This is a genomic window from Phaeodactylibacter xiamenensis (assembly GCF_000759025.1).
GTDB classification, from domain to species: domain Bacteria; phylum Bacteroidota; class Bacteroidia; order Chitinophagales; family Saprospiraceae; genus Phaeodactylibacter; species Phaeodactylibacter xiamenensis.
The window spans coordinates 1-1,488 of record NZ_JPOS01000071.1; the positions used below are offsets into that span (position 1 = coordinate 1).

Annotated in this window: 1 protein-coding gene; it reads left to right on the top strand. The window is 53.8% G+C overall.

Annotated features, from left to right (window positions below):
* The coding region (locus tag IX84_RS33485) for a fibronectin type III domain-containing protein (RefSeq protein ID WP_044224096.1) at positions 1-1,471 on the top strand (1,471 nt) is incomplete at its 5' end.
* Positions 1,472-1,488 lie beyond the last annotated feature (17 nt).

Sequence of the window (1,488 nt, forward strand, 5' to 3'; positions counted from 1 at the left end):
AGACCTCTCCTGGACAGCCGTGGGCCCGGCTATCGAGTACCTGGTCCGCTATCGGGTCAATGGAGGGATAGTGCTTAATGCCTTAGCCACCTCTGAATCGATAACCCTGACCGGGCTTCCGGGGTCCGCACAGATAGAATGGCGGGTCCGGGCGATCTGCGACGGCGGTCAGTCCAGCTTCAGCAGCGTTGATACCTTTATGACTCTGGAGGATACCTGCCCGGATGCAGATGGTGATGGGGTTTGTGATGAGGATGACCTCTGCCCGGAGATAGATGATGCGCTCATAGGCCAGCCCTGCGATGACGGGGACCCCTGTACGATTAATGATACCTACGGCAGCGATTGCGTTTGCTATGGGGCACTCTTTGATGAAAACAATAATGGTATCTGCGACCTGAATGAAACCGGGTGCACAATACCGGAAAACCTGCAGGTGTTCAGCATAACGCCGGATATGGCGACCCTGACCTGGAATGCGGTCATAGGAGCGGACAGCTACCGGGTGGGCTATATTACGCCCGGGCAATCGGGTACGGTCATGTTAGTGAATACGAATATGGTGACGCTTACCGGGCTTTCCCCTGAGTCGGAATACCTCTGGCAGGTCCGTGCGAATTGCGGTACGGACAATTCTGATAATGTTGAGGGGCCCTCATTCACGACCTCTGCCGCCGGCTGCCCGGATGCAGATGGCGATGGGGTCTGTGACGGGGATGACCTCTGCCCTGATTTTGACGACATGCTGATTGGCAGCAGTTGTAATGATTATGACAATTGTACCACAAACGATGTTGTGACCGCGGATTGTGAATGCGTAGGCACACTGATCGATAACAATAATAATGGAGTTTGTGATTTGGATGAGCTCTGTGCCCCACCCTCAAACTTTGTTACCAATGCTCTGTCCCCTACTTCAGGTACGGTTGCGTGGGACCCTGTGCCTGGTGCAGTTGCTTATCAGTTACAGTATCTTATTGCCGGTCATGGCATGGGCAACACTCAATTGAGCGATACGGTTTACACCTTTGAAGGGCTGCCTCCCGGCAGTATTATTCAGTGGCGGGTAAGAACACTCTGTATGAGTGGCAACTCAAGTTGGGAAGTTGGGGCAGCGCTGCCTTTGCCCAATTCGCTCGATGGGGGAGGGGGTGCAGCGCTTCGGACAGGCGATAGGCTGCCACCCGTTGACTGGGAGCAGGTAAGCCGCGAACTAAGTGAGCTACAGTTTGATATTTTCCCGAACCCAGCCAGAGATGAGGCATCTCTGGTGCTTTCCCGTCAGGCCGAAGGAACCGAGGCTGTCGTATATAACCTTTGGGGGCAGGAGTTAGCCCGTTATAGACTGGATGGAGTTCAGGTACAAATGTTGAATGTATCCGAATGGCGTGCTCAAAATACAGCCGTCGTAGTGGTGCTGTTCGAACCCGGTCAGCCTCCTAAGACCAAAAAACTGCTGCTGGTCCGGTAATAGGCTCGTTTCAAAAG